Annotated in this window: 21 protein-coding genes; 10 read left to right on the top strand and 11 right to left on the bottom strand. The window is 64.1% G+C overall.

Translation table 11 applies throughout. From position 1 onward, the window contains the following. Nucleotides 1-11 precede the first annotated feature (11 nt). The 5 genes from cydB to ACLF6L_RS07645 all read left to right on the top strand — a co-directional run bounded on the left by cydB (nucleotide 12) and on the right by ACLF6L_RS07645 (nucleotide 6,280). The gene (gene cydB / locus ACLF6L_RS07625; protein WP_238616983.1) at nucleotides 12-1,016 is read left to right on the top strand and encodes a cytochrome d ubiquinol oxidase subunit II; all 1,005 of its coding nucleotides are present in this window, start codon (nucleotides 12-14) and stop codon (nucleotides 1,014-1,016) included. Between the two features lie 137 nt (nucleotides 1,017-1,153). Beyond that, nucleotides 1,154-2,752, top strand: a complete 1,599-nt coding sequence (gene cydD, locus ACLF6L_RS07630; RefSeq protein WP_412852716.1) for a thiol reductant ABC exporter subunit CydD — start codon at nucleotides 1,154-1,156, stop codon at nucleotides 2,750-2,752. Continuing rightward, nucleotides 2,749-4,425, top strand: a complete 1,677-nt coding sequence (cydC, locus tag ACLF6L_RS07635) for a thiol reductant ABC exporter subunit CydC (RefSeq protein ID WP_412852717.1) — start codon at nucleotides 2,749-2,751, stop codon at nucleotides 4,423-4,425. Before cydD ends, cydC begins: the two co-directional genes overlap by 4 nt. A gap of 144 nt (nucleotides 4,426-4,569) precedes the next feature. Next, nucleotides 4,570-4,758, top strand: a complete 189-nt coding sequence (locus tag ACLF6L_RS07640; RefSeq protein WP_412852718.1) for a hypothetical protein — start codon at nucleotides 4,570-4,572, stop codon at nucleotides 4,756-4,758. Between the two features lie 91 nt (nucleotides 4,759-4,849). Next, entirely contained in the window at nucleotides 4,850-6,280 is a 1,431-nt protein-coding gene (locus tag ACLF6L_RS07645; RefSeq protein WP_412852719.1) for a Glu/Leu/Phe/Val family dehydrogenase, read from the top strand. 24 nt (nucleotides 6,281-6,304) lie between these two features. Here the strand turns inward: ACLF6L_RS07645 and ACLF6L_RS07650 are convergent, their stop codons facing one another. After that, nucleotides 6,305-7,693, bottom strand: a complete 1,389-nt coding sequence (locus ACLF6L_RS07650) for a leucyl aminopeptidase family protein (protein WP_238616979.1) — start codon at nucleotides 7,691-7,693, stop codon at nucleotides 6,305-6,307. Between the two features lie 129 nt (nucleotides 7,694-7,822). On the opposite strand from ACLF6L_RS07650, the gene ACLF6L_RS07655 reads away from it, so the two are divergent. Next, nucleotides 7,823-8,746 carry an ABC transporter ATP-binding protein gene (locus ACLF6L_RS07655; protein WP_008931276.1) on the top strand — a complete coding sequence of 308 codons (924 nt, stop codon included), beginning with the start codon at nucleotides 7,823-7,825 and terminating at the stop codon, nucleotides 8,744-8,746. Continuing rightward, entirely contained in the window at nucleotides 8,743-9,519 is a 777-nt protein-coding gene (locus ACLF6L_RS07660; protein WP_238616978.1) for an ABC transporter permease, read from the top strand. Before ACLF6L_RS07655 ends, ACLF6L_RS07660 begins: the two co-directional genes overlap by 4 nt. On the opposite strand, the gene ACLF6L_RS07665 is transcribed toward ACLF6L_RS07660, so the two are convergent. Then, a complete protein-coding gene (locus ACLF6L_RS07665) occupies nucleotides 9,509-11,308 on the bottom strand; it encodes a diguanylate cyclase domain-containing protein (RefSeq protein ID WP_238616977.1) in 1,800 nt (599 codons plus the stop codon). The two genes, ACLF6L_RS07660 and ACLF6L_RS07665, sit on opposite strands and share 11 nt — an antisense overlap. A gap of 228 nt (nucleotides 11,309-11,536) precedes the next feature. Between ACLF6L_RS07665 and ettA the strand changes: the two genes are divergently transcribed. After that, nucleotides 11,537-13,204, top strand: coding sequence for an energy-dependent translational throttle protein EttA (ettA, locus tag ACLF6L_RS07670; RefSeq protein WP_008931279.1), 1,668 nt, complete (start codon nucleotides 11,537-11,539; stop codon nucleotides 13,202-13,204). 38 nt (nucleotides 13,205-13,242) lie between these two features. Here the strand turns inward: ettA and ACLF6L_RS07675 are convergent, their stop codons facing one another. Further along, on the bottom strand, nucleotides 13,243-13,683 hold the full coding sequence (locus tag ACLF6L_RS07675; protein WP_238616976.1) for a bacteriohemerythrin: 441 nt from the start codon (nucleotides 13,681-13,683) through the stop codon (nucleotides 13,243-13,245). Nucleotides 13,684-14,020: 337 nt separating this feature from the next. Between ACLF6L_RS07675 and ACLF6L_RS07680 the strand changes: the two genes are divergently transcribed. Together ACLF6L_RS07680 and ACLF6L_RS07685 are read left to right on the top strand one after the other, a co-directional pair. Further along, nucleotides 14,021-14,470 (top strand): DUF2721 domain-containing protein, encoded by a 450-nt coding sequence (locus ACLF6L_RS07680; RefSeq protein ID WP_412852720.1) that lies wholly within the window; start codon nucleotides 14,021-14,023, stop codon nucleotides 14,468-14,470. 130 nt (nucleotides 14,471-14,600) lie between these two features. Then, complete coding sequence (locus ACLF6L_RS07685) at nucleotides 14,601-15,458, top strand: ATP-binding protein (protein ID WP_238616975.1); 858 nt, start codon at nucleotides 14,601-14,603, stop codon at nucleotides 15,456-15,458. A gap of 257 nt (nucleotides 15,459-15,715) precedes the next feature. On the opposite strand, the gene thrC is transcribed toward ACLF6L_RS07685, so the two are convergent. The 8 genes from thrC to cheD form a co-directional block, all read right to left on the bottom strand. Beyond that, entirely contained in the window at nucleotides 15,716-16,855 is a 1,140-nt protein-coding gene (gene thrC / locus ACLF6L_RS07690) for a threonine synthase (protein WP_412852721.1), read from the bottom strand. Nucleotides 16,856-16,879: 24 nt separating this feature from the next. Continuing rightward, nucleotides 16,880-18,190, bottom strand: coding sequence for a homoserine dehydrogenase (locus tag ACLF6L_RS07695; protein ID WP_238616974.1), 1,311 nt, complete (start codon nucleotides 18,188-18,190; stop codon nucleotides 16,880-16,882). Nucleotides 18,191-18,277: 87 nt separating this feature from the next. Then, nucleotides 18,278-19,420 (bottom strand): HD domain-containing phosphohydrolase, encoded by a 1,143-nt coding sequence (locus ACLF6L_RS07700; RefSeq protein WP_412852722.1) that lies wholly within the window; start codon nucleotides 19,418-19,420, stop codon nucleotides 18,278-18,280. A gap of 37 nt (nucleotides 19,421-19,457) precedes the next feature. Then, nucleotides 19,458-21,155, bottom strand: a complete 1,698-nt coding sequence (locus ACLF6L_RS07705) for a SpoIIE family protein phosphatase (protein WP_412852723.1) — start codon at nucleotides 21,153-21,155, stop codon at nucleotides 19,458-19,460. A 10-nt stretch (nucleotides 21,156-21,165) separates the two neighbouring features. Further along, the gene (locus ACLF6L_RS07710) at nucleotides 21,166-21,471 is read right to left on the bottom strand and encodes an STAS domain-containing protein (RefSeq protein WP_412852724.1); all 306 of its coding nucleotides are present in this window, start codon (nucleotides 21,469-21,471) and stop codon (nucleotides 21,166-21,168) included. Nucleotides 21,472-21,526: 55 nt separating this feature from the next. Then, the gene (locus ACLF6L_RS07715) at nucleotides 21,527-22,591 is read right to left on the bottom strand and encodes a protein-glutamate methylesterase/protein-glutamine glutaminase (protein WP_238616970.1); all 1,065 of its coding nucleotides are present in this window, start codon (nucleotides 22,589-22,591) and stop codon (nucleotides 21,527-21,529) included. Between the two features lie 64 nt (nucleotides 22,592-22,655). Further along, nucleotides 22,656-23,885, bottom strand: a complete 1,230-nt coding sequence (locus tag ACLF6L_RS07720) for a methyl-accepting chemotaxis protein (RefSeq protein ID WP_412852725.1) — start codon at nucleotides 23,883-23,885, stop codon at nucleotides 22,656-22,658. A gap of 68 nt (nucleotides 23,886-23,953) precedes the next feature. Then, nucleotides 23,954-24,565, bottom strand: a complete 612-nt coding sequence (gene cheD / locus ACLF6L_RS07725; RefSeq protein WP_238616968.1) for a chemoreceptor glutamine deamidase CheD — start codon at nucleotides 24,563-24,565, stop codon at nucleotides 23,954-23,956. Between the last annotated feature and the right edge of the window lie 4 nt (nucleotides 24,566-24,569).

Below are 24,569 nucleotides of genomic sequence, written 5' to 3' on the forward strand. Positions count from 1 at the left end.
AGCGCGCAGACATGGAACTGATCGACCTGACCCTGATCTGGATCGTCATCATCGGCTTTGGTGTGTTCATGTACGTGTTCATGGACGGTTTCGACCTGGGAGTGGGTATACTCTTCCCCTTTGCCGGCAGTGACGAACACCGCGATGTCATGATGAACTCCGTAGCCCCGGTATGGGATGGCAACGAAACCTGGCTGATCCTGGGCGGCGCCGGCCTGCTGGCGGCGTTTCCGCTCATCTATGCCGTGTTCCTGCCCGCCCTTTACATCGGTGTGTTCCTGATGCTGGCGGGACTCATCTTTCGCGGCGTGGCCTTCGAGTTCCGCTTCAAGGCCGAACCCCACAAGCGACGGCGCTGGGACATTGCCTTCTTCGGCGGGTCCCTGGTGGCCGCGTTTGCCCAGGGGGCCGTGGTGGGCGCCTACATCCAGGGCTTCGAGGTGGAGGGCTTCTCCTATGTGGGCGGCGCCTTCGACTGGCTCACCCCGTTCACGGTCATGACCGGGCTGGGCCTGGTGGCCGGCTACACCCTGCTGGGTGCCACCTGGCTGATCATGAAGACAGAAGGCGACCTGCAGACCCTGGCCTACCGCATCGCCGGGCGCATGGTGGTGGCGGTGCTGTTCGTCTTCCTGCTGGTCAGCCTGTGGACCGCCGTGGCCCACCCGCATATCCTCGAACGCTGGCTGGAGCACGCCGCCGTGCTGTGGATCTTCCCCACCCTGTCCCTGCTGGCCGGTGTGTGGCTCTGGCGCGGCCTGGGTCGGCGAGCCGAGGGCACGCCCTTCATCGCCACCCTGGCCCTGTTCCTGCTGGCCTACCTGGGCCTTCTGATCAGCATGTGGCCCTATGCGGTCCCGCCCCACCACACCTTCTGGGATGCGGCCTCATCGCCCGACTCGCAGCTGTTCACCCTGATCGGGCTTCTGTTCGTCATCCCCATCATCCTTGCCTACACCGCCTGGACCTACTGGGTGTTCCGCGGCAAGGTCCGGATCGGAGAGGGTTACCACTGAACGACGCAAGCACCCCCACCCACGACACCCCCGCCATCCCCAATGCCGAGGCGAAACGCTGGCTCAACGCCCGTGTCGCCCCGGCCCGGGGTCTGCTCAGCCTGGCCAGCGGTGCCGGCGTCCTGTCCGGACTGCTGGTGATCGCCCAGGCGGGCCTGCTGGCCTTCATCCTGGATCGCGCCATCACCCATGGCGACGGCCTGTCGGCACTGACGGGGGCCTTTGCCTGGCTGGCCCTGGTCATGGGGCTGCGGGCGGCCCTGAACTGGTCCCGGGAAACCCTGGGCCAGGCGGCGGCCCTGAGCATCCAGAGCCGGCTGCGGGACGAACTCTTTGCCCACATGGCCGCCCTGGGCCCGGTCCGCCTGGCAAATCGCCACAGCGGCAGCCTTTCCTCGGCCATCGTCGAGCAGGTGGAGGGCATGAACGGCTATTACGCCCGCTACCTGCCGCAGATGGCGGTGAGCCTGCTGGTGCCTCTGGGGATCTTCATCGCCGCCCTCACCCAGGACTGGCTCGCCGCCCTGATCCTGCTGTTCACCGCCCCGCTGATTCCCTTCTTCATGGCCCTGTTGGGCATGGGCGCCGAACAGGTCAGTCGGCGTCAGCAGGAAACCGTGTCCCGCCTGGGCGGGCACTTTCTCGACCGGCTCCAGGGCCTGACCACGCTACGCCTGTTCAACGCTCAGGAACGGGCGGCACGGGAAGTGGCCGAGGCCGCCGACGGCTATCGGGTCACCACCATGAAGGTCCTGCGGGTGGCCTTTCTCTCCTCCGCCGTGCTCGAATTCTTCAGTGCCGTCGCCATCGCCCTGGTAGCCATGTACGTGGGTTTCGCCCTGATCGGCTATCTGCAATGGGGGCCGGCCACCCAGCTCACCCTGTTCTCGGGGCTGTTCATCCTGCTGATGGCACCGGATTTCTTCCAGCCCCTGCGGCAGCTGGCCCTGCACTACCATGACCGGGCGGCGGCCCTGGGCGCGGCCCAGACCCTCCTGCCCCTGTTGCGGCAACAGGCCCCACCGACATCCACCCCGCCGACGCCCACGCCGTCTCGTCCCGGCGGGGTGTCGATCCGGTTCAGGGACGTGCATGTCGGCTTCGATGAAGGTCGGCGCACCGCCCTTAGCGGGATCAACCTGGATATCCGCCCCGGTGAACGGGTGGCCCTGGCCGGACCCAGCGGCGCGGGCAAGTCCACGCTTCTGCACCTGCTGGCCGGTTTCATCGAGCCCGACCAGGGGCAGGTGAGCGTGGACGGCGCCGCCCCCGATCCCCTGCGCCAAGCTGCCTGGGTGGGACAGCGCCCCCATCTCTTCACCGGCACCCTGGCCGACAACATCCGTCTGAGCCGCCCCGACGCGGATCAGGCCACGGTGATCCGGGCCGCCACCGACGCCGGGGTGATGGCCTTTGCCGACCGGCTGCCCCGGGGACTGGAGACCGTGCTGGGAGAACGGGGACGCGGTCTCTCCGGTGGGCAGGCCCAGCGGGTTGCCCTGGCCCGGGCCGCCCTCAAACAGGCACCCCTGTGGTTGCTGGACGAACCCACCGCCGGGCTGGACCCGGAGGCCGAAGCCCTGGTGCTCGAAGCCCTGGAACGCTCCGCCACCGCCGGCGCCACCGTGCTCATCGCCAGCCACCACCCTCGGGTACTGGCCTGGGCGGATCGAGTCATCACCATCCAGGACGGTCGCGTGGTCCATGATGCCGGCGATATCGGCGAATCTGCATGAAAGATCTGATCCCCTTCCTTCGCCTCTCCCTGCCGCGCCTGCCCTGGTTCCTGGGCGGACTGCTGCTGGCGGTCCTCACCGTAGTGGCCGCCACCGGCCTGCTGGCCCTGTCCGGCTGGTTCATCACCGCCTCGGCCCTGGCGGGTGCTGGATTGATCATCGCCCTGGATGTCTACCGACCCGCCGGCGGCATCCGCGCCCTGGCCGTGGGACGTACCGTGGCCCGCTATGCCGAGCGCATCGTCAACCATGAAGCGGTGCTGCGCCATCTGGCGGATCTGCGTAGCTGGCTGTTCCGTGCCCTGTCGCCCCTGGATCCGGGCACCCTGGCCCGCTTTCGCGCCGCCGACCTGCTGCAGCGGCTGGTGGGTGACATCGATACCCTGGACGGCCTGTTCCTGCGGGTCATCACGCCCACCCTTACCGCCGTCCTCACCCTGCTCGGGGGCGCCCTGTTCTTCGGTCTGCTGGCGCCCCTCACGGTGCTGTGGGTGGTGGCGGTGCTGGCCCTGGCCGGCCTGATCCTGCCCGCCATCGCCGTGGCCCTGGGCGGACGCAGCGGCGAGGCGCGCATCCAGGCCGCCGCCCAAGTGCGGGAACGGACGGTGGAAGGCGTGCAGGGACTGGCGGAGCTTCGGGTATTCGGCGCCCTGCCCCGGCAACGGGCCGCCCTGGCCGCCGCCGAACGGGACCGGGCCGAGGCCGAGATCCGGCTGGTGCGCTGGGGCGCCCTGGGGGACACGGCCGCCATGCTGGCGGGTCTGGGGGCGGTCTGGCTGGCCCTGTGGCTGGGCGTGGGCTGGCTGTCGCAAGACTTGGTGACGGCCCCCATCGTGGTACTGCTGGTTCTGGCCACCCTGGGCCTGTCCGAGGCCGTGGCCATGCTGCCGGGGGCCTATCAGCGTCTGGGGCAGATCCGTACCGCCGCCGCCCGACTGCTGGAGGTGGCCCATACCCGTCCCAGCCTGCCGGAACCGGCCCACCCCCAACGGCCCGACGGTGAAGGCAGCCTCACCCTGGAGGGCATCCGGTTGCGCTACGGCAACGATGCCCCCTGGATTCTGGACGGGGTGGATCTGAATCTCCAACCGGGTCGGAGCGTGCTCGTTACCGGCGCCAGCGGCGCGGGCAAGACCAGTCTCACCGCCGTGGCCCTGCGTCTGGTAGCGCCCCAGGCGGGCGAGGCCCGGGTGTGCGGCATCCCGGTCCAGTCCATGGGCTACACCGACCTGTACGACACCGTGGGGGTACTCGGGCAGGAGACAGTGCTGTTTGCCGACACCGTCGCCGCCAACCTGCGCCTGGCACGACCGGAGGCCGACGAAGAGGCCCTGCGCGAGGCCCTGTTCCTGGCCGGTCTGGACGACTTCATCGCCGCCCTGCCCCAGGGTCTGGACACCGCGGTGGGCGAAGGCGGTGCCCTGGTCTCCGGTGGTCAGGCCCGACGTCTGGCCCTGGCCAGACTGATCCTCAAAGATGCCCCCGTGGTGATCCTGGATGAGCCTTTCCGGGGGCTGGATCCGGCCACCATCGAGCGGCTCAGGCAGCGTCTGACGCCCTGGCTGTCCCGACGGGCAACCCTGGTGATCGCCCATGAGCCGGCCATGGCTCCGCCCTGCACCGCCCACTACAGGCTGCAGGAGGGTCGCTTGCAGGAAATGGCGTCATCGTAGATTTTGCAGGAATCGCGTCATTCCCGCGCAGGCGGGAATCCAGTCACTGACCGGAGCCTCTGGACTCCCGCTTTCGCGGGAGTGACGGAAGACAGCGGGAGTGATGACGGGGAAGATGCCGAAAACGACAAAAGACAGGAGACCATGATGGGAGGTTGGGGTTGTCCCCATGAAAGCAAGGGGCTCTGCCAAAAGGTGGAAAACCGCCCCTGTGAGCCGGGCATGAAGGGCTGCGTGCTGGCCGGCCGCTTCGTCTTCAGCGACGCCGACAAGAACACCCGGCGGGTACTGAGGGACAAACTCGGCCGACGACAGCAAAAACCCGCCACCTGACCCGGATCAGCGATCCCCGGCCCGGGATTGGCATCTCCCGCGGGATCGGGTGTAGGCTGAACTCAGACAGCCCATACGCCAGGAGTCAGCCATGCCGGACGATACACAGTCCCCGCCGCCCGTGAGTTTCCAGCAGAGCGTGGCCCGGATGGTGGATCGCGCCCTGGCCTTCGTCAAACTGGAACCGGGCGCCGACCGGGCCATCAAGACCTGCAGCGCCATCCTGCAGGTCACCTTTCCCCTCAAGATTCGCGGTGAGGTGCGTACCTTCACCGGCTGGCGGGCGGTACACAGCACCCACCGCCTGCCCGCCAAGGGCGGCCTGCGCTTCTCCCCCAGCATCGACCAGGACACCACCGAGGCCCTGGCGGCCCTGATGACCTACAAATGCGCCATCGTCGACATTCCCTTCGGCGGCTCCAAGGGCGGCCTGTGCATCGATCCGGAACAGTATTCCCGCGACGAGATGGAACTCATCACCCGACGCTTTGCCCGGGAACTGGCCCGCCGGGGATTTCTCAGCCCGGCCACCAACGTCCCCGCCCCGGACGTGGGCACGGGCCAGCGGGAGATGGCCTGGATCCTGGACACCTACAAGAACCTGTACCCGGAAGACATCAACTACGTGGGCTGCGTTACCGGCAAGCCGGTGGAATTGGGCGGCATGCCGGGCCGGCTGGATGCCACCGGCCGGGGCATCCACTATGCCCTGCGGGAGTTCTTCCGCCACCCGGAAGCCATGGCCGAAGCCGGACTGGAAGGCGGTCTCAAGGACAAGCGCATCATCATCCAGGGCCTGGGCAACGTGGGCTACCATGCCGCCAAGCTGCTCCAGGAAGAGGACGGCGCCCACATCATCGCCATCATCGAACGGGACGGCGCCCTGGTCCACGAAGCGGGCCTGAACGTGGAGGAAGTCCGCCAGTACATGAACCGGACCGGCGGCGTACAGGGGTTTCCCGGGGTGGAATGGGTGGAACCGGGTGCTGCGGCGCTGGAACGGGACTGCGACATCCTGATTCCCGCCGCCCTGGAAGGGGTCATCCACGCCGGCAACGCCGAGCGCATCCGTGCCCCCCTGGTCATTGAGGCGGCCAACGGCCCGATCACCTTCGAGGCGGACGAGATCCTTCGCGCAAGGGGTACGGTGATCCTGCCGGATATCTACGCCAACGCCGGCGGCGTGGTGGTGTCCTACTTCGAATGGATCCGCAACCTTTCCCACATGCGCTTCGGCCGCCTGGAACGCCGCCTGGACGAAGTGCGGGGACAGCACATCGTCTCCGCCCTGGAACTCATGAGCGGCGAGCAGTCCCCGGACTGGCTGCGAGAATCCCTGCTGCGCGGTGCCGACGAACTGGACCTGGTGCGCTCCGGACTGGATGACGCCATGCGGGTGGCTTTCCAGGAGATCGACCGCATGCGCCGGGCCCATGACCGGGTCATGGACTACCGGACGGCGGCCTATGCGGTGGCCATCAGCCGCATCAGCGGGGCCAGCCTGGACCTGGGGGCCTACTGAGAGGCAATACACCCAAGGCCAAGGTCAGCGTTTGCCGTAGCGATCCTCCAGCCAGGCAAAGGCGGCACGTACCCCCAGTGCCTCGCCGCCCTTGGGGCGGCCGGGACGGTTACGGTTGTTCCAGGCCATGATGTCGAAATGTCCCCAGACCTGCCCGTCGGGCACGAAGGCCTGCAGGAACAGGGCGGCGGTGATGGCACCGGCGTAGGGTCCGCTGCCGGTATTGGTCAGGTCCGCGATCCGGCTGTCCAGTTGGGAACGATAGGGGGCATGCAGCGGCAGGCGCCAACAGGGATCCTCCTCCGCCTCCCCATACCGGCCGATGCCCTCGGCCAGGGTCTCGTCATTGGTGAAGAAGGCACCGATCTCGGTGCCCACCGCCACCCGGGCCGCCCCCGTCAGGGTGGCGAAATCCAGCAGCACCTCGGGGGATTCCTCGGCGGCGTCGGCCAGCATGTCGCAGAGCACCAGCCGGCCTTCCGCGTCCGTATTGTCGATCTCGATGGTCAGTCCCTTGCGGGAACGCAGCACGTCGCCGGGGCGAAAGGCGTCGCCGGAGATGGCATTCTCCACCGCGCCCACCATCACCCGCAGGCACACGGGCAACCCGGCCCCCATGATGAGGTCGGCCAGCCCCAGCACATGGGCGGCACCGCCCATGTCCTTCTTCATCAGGCGCATGCCGCTGGCGGGCTTGATGTCCAGGCCGCCGCTGTCGAAGCAGACCCCCTTGCCCACCAGGGTGACCCGGGGATGGGCCGGATCTCCCCAGCGCAGTTCGATCAGGCGCGGCGGGTGGGTGCTGGCACGGCCCACGGCATGAATGCAGGGGTAGTTCTGCGTCAGCAGGTCCTCGCCGACGATCTCGCTGAAGACGGCCCCATGCCGATGGGCCAGTTCCCGGGCCGCCTCGGCCAGGTGCTGGGGCATCATGTCCTGGGCGGGGGTATTGATCAGATCCCGGACCCGTCCGATGGCGGTCACCATCCGCATCACCGCATCGGCATCGGCGGCCGGCAATTGCGCCAGGCTCAGCCTCGGCCGTGGCCGCTCGGAGGTCTTGTAACGCTCGAAGCGATACGACCCCAGACCCCAGCCGATGGCCGCCCGGGTCAGCCGTTCCAGCGGCCAGTCGCACGCCAGGTGATAGGTCCCCTCTCCCAGGCGACTGGAGACATTGCCGATGGCCCAGGTGGAGGATTGGCTGTCCACGCCCACCAGCACCCGCCGCACCTTGCCGTCCTCGTCCGGCAGGGGCAGGACACTGCCGGTACGCCCCTCGAAACGGGAGGCCCGCACCCAGTTGCCGATACGTGCCGGCTGATCCGCCAGCCACGGCTCAAGGGTATCCCCTTCCACCGGGACGAGGGCGATGAGATCGGCGTCGGAACGGGTATCGAAGCAGTCGAGCATGGGTGTGTCCTGAGAAGGCGTGAGTGACCATTTTACGCGGTTTTACGGTGCGCAGAAGCCCGGCTTCGAAGTTATGTTAGAATTTGCTGTTTTACTCGCCCTCTCCTGCGGGAATGCCACAGACAGACCATGCCCAAAGCCCTCTGCATCCGTCAGCTCACCAAGACCTACAAGAACGGCCTTGAGGCCCTCAAAGGCATCGACCTGGACGTGGAGCCCGGGGACTTCTTTGCCCTGCTCGGCCCCAACGGGGCCGGCAAGTCCACCACCATCAGCATCATCGCCTCCCTGGTGAACAAGAGCGGCGGCAGCGTGTCCATCTTCGGTCATGACCTTGACCGGGATCTGTATGCCGCCAAGCGCTGCCTGGGGCTGGTGCCCCAGGAATTCAACTTCAACACCTTCGAACCGGTACAGGAAATCCTGGTCAACCAGGCAGGCTACTACGGCATCCCCCGCAAGGAGGCCTGGAAACGGGCGGAAAAATACCTGGTGGAACTGGGTCTCTGGGAGAAGCGCAAGGACATGGCCCGCATGCTTTCCGGCGGCATGAAACGGCGTCTGATGATTGCCCGTGCCCTGGTCCACGAGCCCCGACTGCTGATCCTGGACGAACCCACCGCCGGAGTGGACATCGAGATACGGCGCTCCATGTGGCAGTTCCTCAAGGACATCAACCAACAGGGGTGCACCATCATCCTCACCACCCACTATCTGGAAGAGGCCGAGACCCTCTGCCGCAACATCGCCATCATCGATCACGGCCGGATCATCGAAAACACCACCATGAAGGGCCTGCTGAGTCAGCTCAACACGGAGACCTTCGTCCTGGATCTGACCCGCCCCCTGGTGCATCTGCCCGATCTGACCGGCCATCGCCTGCGCTGGGTGGATGAACTCACCCTGGAGGCGGACGTGGATCGGGACGTGAGCCTCAACCGCCTGTTCGTGGACCTGAACCGGGAAGGTATCCAGGTGCGCAGCATGCGCAACAAGACCAATCGACTGGAACAACTCTTCATGCACATGGTGGACAGGGGGCGCGCAAAATGACGAATGCCCACAGCAACTGGATCGCCTTCAAGACCATCATCATCAAGGAAGTCCTGCGCTTCTCGCGCATCTGGATCCAGACCATCCTGCCCCCGGTGATCACCATGGGGCTGTACTTCGTCATCTTCGGTGGCCTGATCGGCGCCCGGATCGGGGAGATGGACGGCATCCGTTACATGGACTTCATCATCCCGGGTCTGATCATGATGGCGGTGATCACCAACGCCTATGCCAACGTGGTGTCCTCGTTCTACAGCTCCAAGTTCCAGCGCCATCTGGAGGAGATGCTGGTCTCCCCCGTCCCCAATTATCTGATCATCCTGGGCTTCATGGGCGGCGGCATCTGCCGGGGCCTGGCGGTGGGAGTGGCGGTCACCCTGGTGTCCCTGTTCTTCAGCCCCCTGAGCATCCACAACCCGGCAGTGGCCCTGTCCGTGGTGGTCCTCACCGCGGCCCTGTTCTCCCTGGCCGGGCTGATCAACGGGGTGTTTGCCCGCAGCTTCGATGACATCTCCATCATCCCCACCTTCATTCTCACCCCCCTCACCTACCTGGGCGGGGTGTTCTATTCCATCAGCCTGCTGCCGGAGTTCTGGCAGGGCGTCTCCATGTTCAACCCGATCCTGTACATGGTGAATGCCTTCCGCTACGGCTTTCTGGGGGTAACGGATTTCAGCCTGTGGCTGTCCTACGGCATCATCATCGGCTTCATCCTGGCGCTCTACGGTATCGCCCTCTACCTGCTCAACAAGGGCATCGGGATCAGGCAGTGAAAACCTGATAGCGGTTCTTGCCCCGCGCCTTGGCCTGATACAGAGCCTGGTCCGCATGGCGCATCAAGGCGTCATGATCCTCCCCATGGAGGGGGAAGATGCTGATGCCGATGCTGCCGCTGATGGTGCACTCGCTGTCCTGCACCGGGATGGGCGCGTTCAGCACCGCAAGCAGTTTCTCGGCCACCACGCAGGGCAACTCGACCCCGGGAAAATCCTCCAACAGAATCACGAACTCATCCCCCCCGAGCCGGGCCACCATGTCCATGGCCCGCACCGAACCTTCCAGGCGTCTGGCCACCTCGCACAACAGCCTGTCGCCCGCCTCGTGACCAAAACGGTCATTGACCGGCTTGAACTCATCCAGATCCAGAAGCAGTACCGCGCTATAGGTGCCATGGCGCCGTGACTGCTCCAGGGCGTGCAGGACGCGATCCTGCAGCAGAGCGCGGTTGGCCAGGCCGGTCAGCGGGTCATGCAAGGCCATGTATCGGATACGATCCTGGGCCTGCTTGCGCTGGGTGATGTTCACCGCTATGCAGATCACCGCCGGGCACTCCATGACATGGGCCCCCAGGGGCATGATCCTGGCCTCGAACCACAGATGTTCCCCCGGCCCCGACCCTGGATCCAGACCGTCGACCTCGGACGCCTTCAAGTCGTATTCCATGAACTGCAAATGCCCGCTGTCCAGCGCCGCCCGGATCATCCGTAGGAAGGCATCCGCCTTGTCCGCGGGCAATACCTCGTGCAGGCGCCTGCCCAGCAAGGCCTGATGGCCGCGGTGGTAATAACGCGCATCCTGACCGCCGAAGATATCCAGATAACGCCCCTCGTGATCCAGCACGAAGCAGATATCGGGCATGGCGGTAATGATGGCCTCCAGGCGCTCGCTCAGGGCGCGATATCGCAACTCGGAAGTCCTGACCCGAAGGGCCTGATCGGAGAGCTTCCTGACCGTCAAGGCACAGACAAGCACCAGCAAAACACCCGCAAGGTACCAGGCCGGAGGCCTTCCCGCCGCCGCCCGCCAGCCTTCCCGGGGCACGGCCGCCAATTCCCAGCTACCGCCCCGCATCGTCACTTCCTGCTGCACGGCACTGTCATCGAACAGCGCGGGATTGCCGAAAAAGACTTCCCCCCGCGCCCCCATGCCGTCACGACCGCGGATGGCAATGTCCAGTGCTTGCTGAAACTCACGCAGCCCCGTCAGCGCGTAGATCGCCTCCATGTCGACGGGCACGCTGGTCAGTCCCCAGTAACGTTCGGGCGCACCCGCCTCCTGCACATGAATCGGCACACGGATGATCAGGGCCTCGCCGCCCTGCACCAACGGCCAGGGACCGGCCAGTACCGGTTCACCCGACGCGATCATGCGTCGGACCGACTCTCCCTGCAGGGGGTGATGGAGCAGATCGAGCCCCAGTACCGCTTGATTACTCTCCAGGGGATGAACAAAACGGACGACATTATCCGGTGCCAGCGTGATGTTGCGAATGACCTGCCGGGCTTCATCCATCAATTGGCCAGCCACGCGGCTGAAATCACCCTCGCTCAGGGATGGATTCAGGGCAGTGTAGGTCGCCAGTGTCCGGGTGAGAAAGATGGTGGTATTGAGTTCTCCTTCCAGCCGCGCCCTAAGGGTCGACAGCTGGCTGGTGACCTCGGCCCGAGCCCGATCCGTCAGCTGACGCTCCCAGGCCGTGTCGGCCGCCAGGAACAGCAACAGGGCCAATCCTCCCGCCATCATCCCATGCAGCAAGGGCCATCTCTCATCGGGCCGCCCCATCAAAGCGTTCCTTGATCCGGCAGGATGGATGAGATCATGACAGTCAGGTCCGGGACGTTGCATGCCAGGCTGAGGGGGATTCAGCATTGCAGACCCTCCGTCGCCGCGCAAGCCGTTTTCCGATCAGCGAACCATGCCGGGGCATCAGCGGCAAGGCCTTATGTCACTGGAAAGTCCACGACCGATTCCACATAATAAGGAGTTACGTTTCACTCACAGGTTGAATCCATGGCCCAGTACATCTACACCATGAATGGTGTGGGCAAGGTTGTCCCGCCCAAGAAGGAAATCCTCAAGGACATCTATCTGAACTTCTTCCCCGGCGCCAAGATCGGCGTGCTGGGGTACAACGGGGCCGGCAAATCCACCCTGCTTCGCATCATGGCCGGCGTGGACAAGGATATTGTCGGCGAGGCCCGTCCCCAGCCGGGCATCAAGATCGGCTACCTGCCCCAGGAACCCCAGTTGGACCCAGCCAAGGACGTGCGCGGCAACGTGGAGGACGGTGTCGGCGAGATCAAGGGCCTGGTGGACAGGTTCAACGCCATTGCAGAAGCATTTGCCGATCCGGACGCCGACTTCGACACATTGCTGGCGGAACAGGCGGAACTGCAGGACAAGATCGACGCCGCCGGCGCCTGGGATCTGGATCGCAAGCTGGAAGTGGCCGCCGACGCCCTGCGCCTGCCCCCCTGGGACGCCGATGTCACCAAGCTCTCCGGCGGCGAGCGCCGCCGCGTGGCCCTGTGCCGTCTGCTGCTCTCCTCCCCGGACATGCTCATCCTGGACGAACCCACCAACCACCTGGATGCCGAATCCGTGGCCTGGCTGGAGCGCTTCCTGCAGGAATTTCCCGGCACCGTGGTGGCCGTCACCCATGACCGCTACTTCCTGGACAACGTGGCGGGCTGGATCCTGGAACTGGACCGGGGCCACGGTATCCCCTGGGAAGGCAACTACTCCTCCTGGCTGGAACAGAAGGAAAAGCGCCTGGCCATCGAGGAAAAGCAGGAAAGCGCCCGGCGCAAGAACATGGAAGCGGAACTGGAATGGGTACGCAGCAACCCCAAGGGCCGTACTTCCAAGAGCAAGGCCCGCCTCAAGCGCTTCGAGGAACTCTCCTCCCAGGAATTCCAGAAACGCAGCGAGACCCAGGAAATCTACATCCCGCCGGGTCCCCGCCTGGGTGACGTGGTGGTGGAACTGGACGGGGTCGGCAAGGCCTATGGCGACCGGATCCTGTACGAGAACCTGAGCTTCAGCCTGCCGCGCGGGGGTATTGTCGGCGTCATCGGACCCAACGGCGTGGGCAAGTCCACCCTGTTCCGCATGATCGTGGGCCAGGAACAGCCCGACAGCGGCACCATCCGCATCGGCGAGACGGTCCAGGTGGCCTATGTGGATCAGAGCCGTGACGCCCTGGCGGATGAAAAGACCGTCTGGGAAGAGATCTCCAACGGCCAGGACATCATCCAGGTGGGGCAGTACCAGATGCCCTCGCGGGCCTACGTGGGCCGCTTCAACTTCAAGGGCGGCGATCAGCAAAAGCAGATGAAGCAGCTCTCCGGGGGGGAACGCAACCGAGTGCATCTGGCCAAGCTGCTCAAGAGCGGCGGCAACCTGCTGCTGCTGGACGAACCCACCAACGACCTGGACGTGGAAACCCTGCGGGCGCTGGAAGAAGGCCTGCTGGCCTTCCCCGGCAGCGCAGTGGTGATCTCCCACGACCGCTGGTTCCTGGACCGCATCGCCACCCACATCCTGGCATTCGAGGAGGACGGCAACGTGGTGTTCTTCGAGGGGAACTACCAGGAGTACGAGGAAGACCGCAAGAAGCGCCTGGGTGCCCAGGCGGACCAGCCCCACCGGGTGAAGTACCGGCGCCTGGAGGGCTGACCCGAGGATGGACCGTAGAGGTACGGCATGCCGTGCCTCTACGGTTCACCGCCCTCCTTTCGAGCCACGAACCGGGCGGTGGCCTTGTCCATGGTGGCGCAATGCCGCCGATACCAAGGCACGAAATCCTCCACCAGCAACGGCTTCAGGTCCGCCGGCTCCATGACACCGGCATCCAGATCATCCACATAGGCCACCAGCGCCTCCAGGCGGGCATCATGCTCCTGCTTGTGGAGCTGGAACGGCGGGAATTCCACTGCCTTCATCAGCGCCTCCTCACGCCGGAAGTGAGCGCGACTGTGCTCGATGAAATCCCGCAGATCATCACGCAGCCGACCGCTCTCCGCCTTTGATGTCGGCATCTCCTCAAGACACCGGACCACCCGCGCCAGCAAAGCCAAGGCCTCGTCATGGTCCTTGTCCATAAAATTTGCCGCCACCTGGGGTATATCTGCAGACTCGGTGTGCTCGGTCATCATGCGGCACCTCTGGATCAGTCTGTTCATCTCGCCTATGACCATAGCACAGCGGAGCCGGATAAATTGCGAAGGCAGCCCTGAAAAATGCCCCATGCCGCCACTCCTCGGGGCTTTTCTTCACTGCCTCGGCTCTTTTCGTCACTCTGTTTTTTCGTCACTCCCGCGAAGGCGGGAGTCCAGTCACCTCGGTCCGCCACTGGATTCCCGCTTCCGCGGGAATGACGGTAGTCACCTGTGACGGACGATCCCTACTTCCACTGGACACTCGTTTATGAGGGAATGAAGCGGGTCCGCGCGGGCCATTACAACACCACGGGAAACCCCATCGGGAAAAACCATGTCGTCGACACAGACCCTTTACGATATCTCCACCGTGATCCAGCTTTCGGTTGCCCCCGTGTTCCTGCTGGTGGGCATCGCGGGCTTCATCAACGCCTTCGTCTCCAGACTGTCCCGGGTGGTGGATCGGCGGCGTTACCTGCAGGCACGCCTCCGTCACGAAGACCACGAGTTCCACAAGACCGCCATCCGGGAACTGGAGCTACTGGAGGCCAGGGTGCGAATGGTGCACCTGGGCATCACCCTGGGCATCACCACCGCCCTGCTGATCTGCCTGACCATCGTCTCCGCCTTCATCGAATACTTTCTCGGCATCGATAATCCCCTGCTCATCGGCGCCCTGTTCGTACTGGCCATGTTCTCCCTCATCGGTGCCCTGCTGGCCTTCCTGAGGGAGGTCTTCCTGGCCATCCGCAGCCTCAACCTCAGCCAGATCGGCAAATCATGAGCGAAAAACGGTCACTTCACTTCCCGGCAAGGGCCGGGGACTTTCGGCCCGGACTCACTGATCCAGGCTGCGCGGTCTGCGGTAAGATACACAATCAGGCAAGCCTTCCCCTCAAACCCGTTGACGTCCCATGCAAGACACCCATCCGCTGAATCACCTGCTGGACCAGGCCGAATCCCTGCTGAACCGCCTGGACGCCCTGCTGCCCGGGGCCGCCCCGGCGCCCGACTGGAAGGCCCCCGCCTTTCGCTGGCGAGATCACCATCTGCAGGGGATTCCCAGTGTACCGCCCCTGGATCTGGATGACCTGCTGCACATCGACCGTCCCAAGTCGCTCCTGGATCGCAATACCCGCCAGTTCGTGCAGGGACTGCCCGCCAACAACGCCCTGCTCTGGGGCGCCCGGGGCACGGGCAAGTCATCCCTGATGCGCGCCCTGTTGACCCGTTACGCGGATCGGGGGCTGCGCATGGTGCAGGTGGACGCCCAGGCCCTGGTCAATCTACCGGAGATCGTCGCCCCCCTGCGGGAGCGCCCCGAGCGGTTCATCCTGTTTGCCGATGACCTTTCCTTCGAGGCGGACGAACCTGCCTACAAGGCACTCAAGGCGGCCCTGGACGGCGCCCTGGAAGGCACGCCGGAGAATGTGCTGATCTATGCCACATCCAACCGGCGCCACCTGATGCCCGAGCGACTGACGGACAACCTGGAAGTCCGACGGGAGGGGGACGAGATCCACCCGGGAGAAGCGGTGGAGGAGAAGGTGTCCCTGTCCGAGCGGTTCGGACTCTGGGTATCGTTTCATCCCTTCAACCAGGGACAATATCTGGCGGTGGTGGAACATTGGCTGGGAAGGCTGGGCGGCGTGACCATGGATGATCACTGCCGGACCCAGGCACTGCGGTTCGCCCTGCTGCGGGGATCGCGCAGCGGCCGGGTGGCGTGGCAGTTTGCCCGTGACTGGGTGGGGGGGTTGCATGTGAAGTAAGGGGGACGCCGGGGAAAGGAAATGCTGCCTACCCCCTGTTCCTGGCCTGGACTCCCGCTTTCGCGGGAGTGACGAAAAGCCCCGTCGGAGTGATGGAAAGCCCCATCAGAGTGACGATAAAACCTACGCCTTTGCAGCTTGTCATCGTCATTCCCGCGTAAGCGGGAATCCAGTGGTGGACTGAAAATACCGGACTCCCGCCTTCGCGGGAGTGACGGATGCGGGGAGAGAGGGCCGGGGTAAGGGGACAGGAGACCTTACATGTTCTCCAGGATCGCCCGCTTCACCGAGTCAAGGGTGGCATCCACCGTCAGAGGCGCCCGGCTGGACTGGCGGATGGCGGTATCGGGGTCCTTCAGGCCATGCCCGGTCAGGGTACAGACGATGCTGGAGCCCTCGGGGATCTTGCCCTGCTGCACGTCCCGCAACGCCCCCGCCAGGGAGGTGGCCGAAGCCGGCTCACAGAACACGCCTTCCTTCTCCGCCAAAAGCTTCTGCGCCGCCAGGATCTCCTCGTCGCTGCACTCGTCAAACCAGCCGCCGGACTCTTCCTTGACCTTCCAGGCATAGTCCCAGGACTGAGGATGGCCGATGCGGATGGCGGTGGCCACGGTTTCCGGGTTATCCACCATGTGACCGCGCATGAAGGGTGCGCTGCCCGCGGCCTGATAACCCACCATCCTGGGCCGGTTGCCCACCACCGCGCCACCGGCATACATGCAGCGCCCCTTGCAGAAGCCGCAGGATTCGGTGACATGATCGCCGGAAGCGGAGGAATACTCGCAGTAACCGATCCAGTGGGCGGTGATGTTGCCCGCATTGCCCACCGGCAGGCAGTGGTAATCCGGCGCCCGACCCAGTTCCTCCACGATCTCGAAGGCCGCCGTCTTCTGACCCTGCAGACGATAGGGATTGACGGAATTGACGATGGTCACGGGCGCACTGTCGGCCACCTCCTTCACCAGGCGCATGCCGTCATCGAAATTGCCCTTGATCTGGATCACCACCGAGCCGTGCATCATGGCCTGGGCCAGCTTGCCCTGGGCGATCTTGCCGTCGGGGATCAGCACGAAAGCGGTGATGCCGGCCCGGGCCGCATAAGCCGCCGCAGCCGCGGAGGTGTTGCCGGTGGAGGCGCAGATGATGGCCCTGGAGCCATCCTCCACCGCCTTGGTCACAGCCATGGTCATGCCCCGGTCCTTGAAGGAGCCGGTGGGATTCAGACCTTCGTACTTGACGTAGATGTCCACTTCCTTGCCGATCAGGCGGGGAATGTTGTTCAGGCGGATGAGGGGCGTGTTGCCCTCCCCCAGACCGATGATGCGGGTGTCATCGTGGATCGGCAGACGGTCGCGATAACGCTCGATGATACCGGTGTAGCGGGGTCGAAAAGGCATGATGGTCTCTCGGGTACGGATGGCTTACTTCAGATTCTCAAGGCGAATGCGGATCACCGGCGTCTTCACGGTTTCCAGGGCCTCGATCTCCCGAATGGCCTGGATCATGTTGCCTTCGCGCACCTCGTGGGTGAGCAGGATCACGTCCGCTTCCGTGGTGTCGTCATCCTGTTCCTTCTGCAGGATGGCTTCAATGCTGATGTCCAGGCTGGCCAGGATGCGGGTGATGTCGGCCATTACGCCGGGACGATCCAGCACCCGCAACCGCAGGTAGAAGGAGGTCTTCACGTCTTCCATGGGGAGGATGGTGGTATCCGACAAGGTATCCGCCTGGAAGGCCAGATGGGGCACGCGATTCTCCGGGTCCGTGGTCATGGCCCGCACCACGTCCACGATATCCGCCACCACGGCGGAACCGGTGGGCTCGGAACCGGCACCGGCACCGTAATAGAGGGTCGGACCCACGGCGTCGGCGGATACCAGGACCGCATTCATGACCCCGTCCACGTTGGCGATCAGGCGTCGCTCCGGAATGAGAGTGGGATGCACCCGCAGTTCGATGCCCTGCTCGGTGCGGCGGGCAATCCCCAGGTGCTTGATGCGATAACCCAGCTCATTGGCATAGGCCACATCCTCCCGGGTGATGCCGGTGATCCCTTCGGTATAGACCCGATCGAACTGCAGCGGGATGCCGAAGGCAATGGAGGCCAGGATGGTCAGCTTGTGGGCGGCGTCGATACCTTCCACGTCGAAGGTGGGGTCGGCCTCCGCATAACCCAGTCGCTGCGCCTCGGCCAGCACATCCTGAAAATCGCGGCCCTTGTCGCGCATCTCGGTGAGGATGAAGTTGCCGGTGCCGTTGATGATGCCGGCCACCCAGTTGATGCGGTTTCCCGCCAGCCCCTCGCGGATCGCCTTGATGATGGGAATGCCGCCGGCCACCGCCGCCTCGAAGGCGACAATGACGCCCTTTTCCTGGGCGCGGGCGAAGATTTCGTTACCGTGCAGGGCGATCAGGGCCTTGTTGGCGGTGACCACGTGCTTACCCTGGTCGACGGCGCAAAGCACCAGCTCGCGGGCCAGGGTGGTGCCGCCGATCAGTTCCACCACCACCTCCACCTCGGGATCGTTGACCACCGAGAAGGCGTCTTCGGTCAGACGCATGCCGGTGACGTCACGGCAATTGTGACTCTCCAGGTTCTTGCCGGCGGCGGCCACGATCTCGATGCCCCGACCGGCCCGGCGGGTGATCTCATCACTGTTGCGTTTGAGCACGTTGGCGGTACCGCTGCCCACGGTACCCAGGCCCAGCAGGCCAAGCTTGACGGGTTTCAACAGGAACACTCCTTCGGCGCGGGAAATCGCGAGATTATAGCGGAATCAGGTAAGCCAATGGGCATGATGCCGGGGACACGGCCACGGTCAACCGTCGCCGTCGGCGCCCCCCTGGGAAAGGTGCCGGTCGGCATCCATGCCCGGGGGCTCGGCAAAACGGTCCCGAATAGCCAGGATCTCGGGAACCAGACTGAAAAACAGCTCGGTCAACCGAGGGTCGAAATGGGAGCCCCTCAACTCCCGAATGAGTTCCAGGGCGTCCTGAACCGACCAGGCCTTCTTGTAGGTCCGCTCCGAGGTCAGGGCATCGAACACATCCGCCAGGGCGGCGATGCGTCCGCTGATGGGAATCTCTTCCCCGCTCAGCCCCAGCGGATAACCGCTGCCATCCCATTTTTCGTGATGAGACAGGGCGATTTCCCGGGCCAGGTCCAGCAGATCGGGATCATCTCCACTGAGGATATCCCCGCCGATGGTGGTATGGGTCTGCATGATGCGCCACTCTTCCGGCGTGAGCTTGCCGGGTTTGAGCAGGATATGGTCGGGGATACCGATCTTGCCCACATCATGCATGGGACTGGCATGAAGCATGCGATCGCAGTCCGCCTGACTCCAACCCACATGCCGGGCCAGCAATTCACAGGTATGGCTCATGCGCAGGATATGAAAGCCGGTCTCGTTGTCCCGGTACTCGGCGGCCCGGCCCAGCCGCTGAACCACCTGCAGGCGGGTGTTGCGGATCTCCTGGGTCCGCTCGCGGACCATCTGTTCCAGCACGTCCTTCTGGTCATGAGTCATGCGGTGCGCCAGCTGCACATCCAGCATATTGCGGACCCGTGCCAGCACCTCGGCCCGATCAAACGGCTTGCCGATGAAATCCCTCGCCCCCACGTTCAGGGCACGCAGCATGTATTCACGGCTTGCCTGCGCGGTCAGCACCAGGATCGGCGGTACCAGCGGGTCTTCGAGCGCGGCAAACTGTTCGATGACCTGAAAACCATCCATATGGGGCATCTGGATATCCAGCAGGATCAGATCCGTTCGTGCTTCCCGATAGGCGCTCATGACCTGTCGAGGATCCTGGACCAGCACCAGATTGGCATAGCCGTCGGTGCGCAGCAGCCGCTCCATGAGCACCAGATTGGCGCGCTCGTCATCCACCACCATGATGCGGGCACCATTACGGCTCAGAGGGTATTCCTGCTCCTGATGATGAGGACTACTGGACATGGGAGACTGACCCTTTAAATTCAGACATACCGATCATTCAGACACACCGATAGACTGCCTCCACTTGGGTGCCTTGATTGTAGTAGTTCACGGATTCGCACAGTTCCCGCACCAGGGCGATACCGCGTCCCCAGGGCTTGACCGAGGCGCCCAGCGGCTCACACGGTTTGTCATGATCAAACCCCAGGCCACTGTCGGTAATGCTGATCCTGATCGTGCCGGGCGGTCCGGGCTCATGACAGATGTCCACCCGTATGCTACCGACGGGGCCTGCCGCCAGCCTGCACTCGCGCTCCATATAATAAGCCGAAAAACCGTCTGTTGTCGCCTTCATCCAGGACGGCAGGCGAAGGATACCGTGGTCCAGCGCATTGGTGTAGAGCTCGTGGAAAATGGTCTCCAGGATATTCAGGTGGTCGGCCAGGGCCTGCGCCAATCCCAGCATGTCCAGTAGCTGCGCCATCGAAGGGGGTTGTGCCAGACGCCCATCCCGCAACAATACCGAACAGGCACCGCCGGTAGGGGTGGATCGATTGAAGCCAAGATCGGCCCCCCCGAAGATCTCCCCGGTCAGGGGAATCTCCACCGCGCCGATATCATCCTGCTGATCCGTATCCGCGCAATGGGCGTCCAGGGACGCAAGCAAGGGACCCAGCAGGCTGTGCTCACGGCGCCAGCCTGCGATCAGCGCCGGCCATCCGGCCTGTCCGAAAATACGACCGGCGACATCCTGTGCATCCATCAGCCCGTCGGTGACGAGCAAGACCCGATCACCCTTCCGCAGGACGCGCCGGCGCGGCGCATCGCCATGGGACAGCTCGGGCAGGATGCCCAGCGGCAGGGCATGGGACGTCATGGGGTGGACACCGTCGGCCTGACACAGCCAGCCATCCGGCATCCCGCCGTTCCACCAGCGCAATTCATCGCCGGTCACCGAAAACGTCGCCATGAAGGCGCACATGAAGCGATCCGCGGGCAACAACCGATACAGCTTGCGATTGATCTCCTCCAGCACCACTTCATCGATCACGCCCTTGCGGGTCATGGCATGAAAGACATCGGCCACCGGCAGGGCGCCGATGGCCGCCGACAGGCCGTGGCCGGTGAAATCGCCCAGCAGGACACGCAGGCTGCCGTCGGGCAGGTGCTGACTGAGCAACACATCCCCATTGAAGGTGGATGCGGGGCGCATCAGGATCCCCAGATGGTCGGCAGCCACATTGCGATCGTTGACCGCATGACTGAAGATCCGCTCGGCCAGCATCTGCTCCTGACGATCGATCTCCAGCAACCCCGCCAGCATGCGGCTCTTGGCCGCAATGTGGCGATGCAGGTCACGGACCCGCTCCATGGCCACGATGCGGGACTTGACGACATTGAAACTGAAGGGCTTGGAGAGAAAATCGTCGCCACCGGACTCGATGCAACGGACCAGGGACTGGTCGTCGTGCAGGGCGGTCAGAAAGATGATCGGAACAAAGTCCGTATCGGACAGGATCTTGAGCTGTCGTGTCGCTTCCAGACCGCCCATGCCGGGCATCATCACATCCATGAAGATGATGTCCGGCCGTGTTTCTCCGAAACGCTCCAGGGCCTGCTCGCCGTTCGCGGCTTCCATCACCTGGAAGCCTTCGCGCCTGAGCATGGTGGCCAGCACCAGGCGGTTGGCGGACTCGTCATCCACCACCAGCGCCAGGCCACGGTTGCCGGGGGCAGCGGTCAGGCCGTCATTCATCGGCGCCCTCCTATTCGAGCGTGAACAGACGATCGAAGTTGGCGATTCGAAGGATTCTCCTGACATCCTCGGTACATCCCCGGATGGTGACGCGGCCGGCATCCGTGCCCGCATGCTCGCGCAGCAGCAGCAACATCCCCAGGGCCGAGCTGTCCAGATAGTCGGCTCGGGACAGATCCACCATGAAACGCATGGAACCCGGGGCTATGTCCCGGTAGGTATCACGGAACGGGCGGTGTTCGGAAAAGTCGAAACGCCCCTCGATACTGATGATGACAACACCTTTATCGCCGTCGACCTTGCGACTGATACTCATGGCACATACTCCGCTCTAAATCTGATAAGGCAGCCCACACACCCCAAGCCCGACATCACGAAGAGGCCCTGAGCAAGGCGGCGGCGATCTCCTGCAATGGCAGTACCTTCGCGGCGGCGCCCCGCTTCACGGCCTCTCCCGGCATGCCCCAGACCACGCTGGTGGCCTCATCCTGTGCAATGGTGAACACGCCCGCGTCATGGAGTTCCTTGAGTCCCTGCGCCCCATCCGCGCCCATCCCGGTCAACAGCGCGGCACAGGCATTGGTGCCGGCGGCCTGAACCACGGAACGGAACAGCACATCCACGCTGGGGCGGTGACGGTTCACCGGCTCCCCCCGGCTGAGTCGGCAGACGTAACGCGCCCCATCCCTGGCCACCAGCAGATGATGATCGCCGGGCGCGATATAGACGTGACCGCTCACCAGGCGATCCCCTTCCTCCGCCTCCCTCACCACCAGCGAGGTCTGCCGATTCATGCGCTCCGCCCAGGCCCGGCTGAAACCGGGCGGAATATGCTGGGCGACCACCACCGCCGGACAGTCGGTGGGCAGCCCCATGAGCACATCCTTGACCGCCTCGGTCCCGCCCGTCGATGCACCGATGGCCAGTAGCCGATCCGTGGTATGGAGCCGTACCGGCGCCGGACGGGCCGGGATCACCTGATCCACCGAATGCTTGGGCGGCGGCGCGGCCAATTGTACCTGACTACGCACCCGGGCACCCGCCGCCATGCGCACCTTGTCGATCAGTTGATCCGCGTATTCAGTCAGGGCACGGGATACATCCAGGGTCGGCTTGGTGACGAAGTCCACCGCCCCCAGTTCAAGGGCCTGCAGGGTGACATCGGCCCCCCGGGCCGTCAGGGAGGAGACCATGACCACCGGCATGGGTCGCAACCGCATCAAATTACGCAGGAAGGTCAGGCCGTCCATGCGGGGCATTTCCACGTCCAGCGTCAGCACATCCGGATTCAGACCCTTGATCCGCTCCCGTGCCACATAGGGATCCTGGGCAGTACCGACCACCTCGATATCCGGCGCGGTGTTGAGGATCTCGGTCAGGACCTTTCTGATCAGCGCCGAATCATCGACGATCAATACGCGAATCTTCCGGTTCAAGTCATGCACACCCTGCGGTTCCTCCAAATCTTGGGACGGGCGGCGATACCGCCGCGAGGGGACATCAGAAAAGCTCGATCTCGCCTTCTTCCATGGACTTCTGATGCACGGGCCGATGGGCGGCATCCCTCAACTGGGAGCGCAGCGCCTCCAGTCGAGTCCGTGAATCCTGCAACTGGCTCCTTGAGTGCCCCGGTTCGGCCAAGGGCAACTGACGCAATTCGGCAACGAACCGCTCCATGAAGTCGATGCGGCGAACGGCCCGCTCCAGCACCTGCGCGGTGATGTCCTCGAACTGGAGCAGACGCACCGCGTCGCCCACATTCTGATGTACCGACGTCACCCCTGACGAAACCCGCTGCAGCCCCTCCTCCATCACCCGGTTCATCTTCCGTACCTGTGCCATCATCTCGTCCACCGACCCCTTGGCATCGATCGAGGCGTTCATGTCCTGGGAGGCCATGCGACCGACGATCTCGCGGGTGTAGGCGAATACACGGCTGGCCTGCTCCACCAGACCGCGGATCTCTTCGTTGAACTTGTCCGAATCCCGCGACAGCTTGCGCACCTCCTGGGCCACCACGGCAAAGCCTCGGCCGGCCTCCCCCGCCCGGGCCGCTTCAATGGCCGCATTGAGCGCCAACAGATTGGTCTGCCCGGCGATATGCTTGGCACTGTCCAGCAGGGAAAAGATCTGTTCCATCTGCGAGGAAAGATCATCCACCTGATGGGCCACTTCCACGCTGTGCTTGCTCACGTCGATCAACATCTGCACATGGTCGTTCATGACCCTCGAGTTCTCGTGCATGAAGTTGTTGAGATCGATCATGTCCCCGTCGGCATCGACCTTGCCCGAAAAACCGCCCACCAGACGCAGGATCAATGCCTGCTGCTCCTGGGAGGTCACGGAAAGATTCTCAAAACTCTGCCGCAGATCACCGGCCGCGTGCGACACCAGGTTGCCCGCCTGCCGCACCAACTCCCGGAGCTCATCGATTTCACTGACCATCAACTGGTCGATTTCCAGCACCAGGCTCCACAGCGCCTGATCATGGTCGGCAGAGGCCTCGCCCCTGTCCCCTGCGTGGGATTCATCCACCGCTGGGGAAGCCCCCGGTCGCCCGGTCATGATCATGGAGACAGGCCAGGTCAGCGCCACCAGCAGCACGGCAAGCCAGGCCGGCAACCAGGCCGGCAACAACACCAGCACCAGCAATATCACCACACTGACCAGTGCCGCGGGCCAGTGTCGCCTCAGATCATCCATCACGTCCTTCACACTCAAGCCCTGCATGTCTTGTTTCCTCATCATCCACACAGTCACCGGGCCGAGGCATGTCCCATGAGCGGCAAGGCCACCGCTCAGGAAAACAACTCCACGTCCCCGGCCACGGGGGCCTGTCGCAGTCGCTGACTGTATTTGATTTCCCGCTCCAGGAGCGTGTCGTTTCGCAACGTCTTCAACTTGCGTACCAGCACCCGTCCATCCGCCGGAAAAAAATACACCTTGCGTGGAAGATTCCCCATCAGATCCCTGGCCACCACGGGAATCCCCTCGGTCTTGAGATAATTCACGGCAAAACGTGCATTGCGCTCTCCGACCACGTTCTGCGTGAAGCCGGCAATCACATTCCCGCCCCCAAACAGCTTGGCCTCCAGATTGGCGCGCCGAGCGCCTTTCTTGAGCAACTCGTTGATGAGGATTTCCATGGCGTAATCACCATAGCGCATGGCACTCCCCACCCTGGAATCTTCTTCGCGACGGTCATCGGGCAGCATGAAATGATTCATCCCGCCGATCCCGCTGACACGATCCCGAATGCAGGCGCCCACACAGGATCCCAGCACCGTCACCATGAGCAGGCCGGGCTCTGACACATAGTATTCCCCGGGCAGCACCTTGACTGCATTCGTCTCGAAATGTCTGTCAAAGTAATGGGTGGTGGCCAGGACTTCTTCAAAGCTCTTGGTCATGCAG

The sequence above is a fragment of the Ectothiorhodospira shaposhnikovii genome, from assembly GCF_047222355.1.
Classification (GTDB): domain Bacteria; phylum Pseudomonadota; class Gammaproteobacteria; order Ectothiorhodospirales; family Ectothiorhodospiraceae; genus Ectothiorhodospira.

Coding starts and splice junctions, on each gene's coding strand:
- ACLF6L_RS07680 (WP_412852720.1), top strand. CDS start 14,021: ATGTCGTCGACACAGACCCTTTACGATATCTCCACCGTGATCCAGCTT.
- ACLF6L_RS07645 (WP_412852719.1), top strand. CDS start 4,850: ATGCCGGACGATACACAGTCCCCGCCGCCCGTGAGTTTCCAGCAGAGC.
- ACLF6L_RS07660 (WP_238616978.1), top strand. CDS start 8,743: ATGACGAATGCCCACAGCAACTGGATCGCCTTCAAGACCATCATCATC.
- ACLF6L_RS07655 (WP_008931276.1), top strand. CDS start 7,823: ATGCCCAAAGCCCTCTGCATCCGTCAGCTCACCAAGACCTACAAGAAC.
- ACLF6L_RS07710 (WP_412852724.1), bottom strand. CDS start 21,471: ATGAGTATCAGTCGCAAGGTCGACGGCGATAAAGGTGTTGTCATCATC.
- ACLF6L_RS07650 (WP_238616979.1), bottom strand. CDS start 7,693: ATGCTCGACTGCTTCGATACCCGTTCCGACGCCGATCTCATCGCCCTC.
- ACLF6L_RS07665 (WP_238616977.1), bottom strand. CDS start 11,308: ATGGGGCGGCCCGATGAGAGATGGCCCTTGCTGCATGGGATGATGGCG.
- thrC (WP_412852721.1), bottom strand. CDS start 16,855: ATGCCTTTTCGACCCCGCTACACCGGTATCATCGAGCGTTATCGCGAC.
- ACLF6L_RS07685 (WP_238616975.1), top strand. CDS start 14,601: ATGCAAGACACCCATCCGCTGAATCACCTGCTGGACCAGGCCGAATCC.
- ettA (WP_008931279.1), top strand. CDS start 11,537: ATGGCCCAGTACATCTACACCATGAATGGTGTGGGCAAGGTTGTCCCG.
- ACLF6L_RS07640 (WP_412852718.1), top strand. CDS start 4,570: ATGATGGGAGGTTGGGGTTGTCCCCATGAAAGCAAGGGGCTCTGCCAA.
- cheD (WP_238616968.1), bottom strand. CDS start 24,565: ATGACCAAGAGCTTTGAAGAAGTCCTGGCCACCACCCATTACTTTGAC.
- ACLF6L_RS07720 (WP_412852725.1), bottom strand. CDS start 23,885: ATGCAGGGCTTGAGTGTGAAGGACGTGATGGATGATCTGAGGCGACAC.
- cydC (WP_412852717.1), top strand. CDS start 2,749: ATGAAAGATCTGATCCCCTTCCTTCGCCTCTCCCTGCCGCGCCTGCCC.
- ACLF6L_RS07705 (WP_412852723.1), bottom strand. CDS start 21,155: ATGAATGACGGCCTGACCGCTGCCCCCGGCAACCGTGGCCTGGCGCTG.
- ACLF6L_RS07700 (WP_412852722.1), bottom strand. CDS start 19,420: ATGTCCAGTAGTCCTCATCATCAGGAGCAGGAATACCCTCTGAGCCGT.
- cydB (WP_238616983.1), top strand. CDS start 12: ATGGAACTGATCGACCTGACCCTGATCTGGATCGTCATCATCGGCTTT.
- ACLF6L_RS07675 (WP_238616976.1), bottom strand. CDS start 13,683: ATGATGACCGAGCACACCGAGTCTGCAGATATACCCCAGGTGGCGGCA.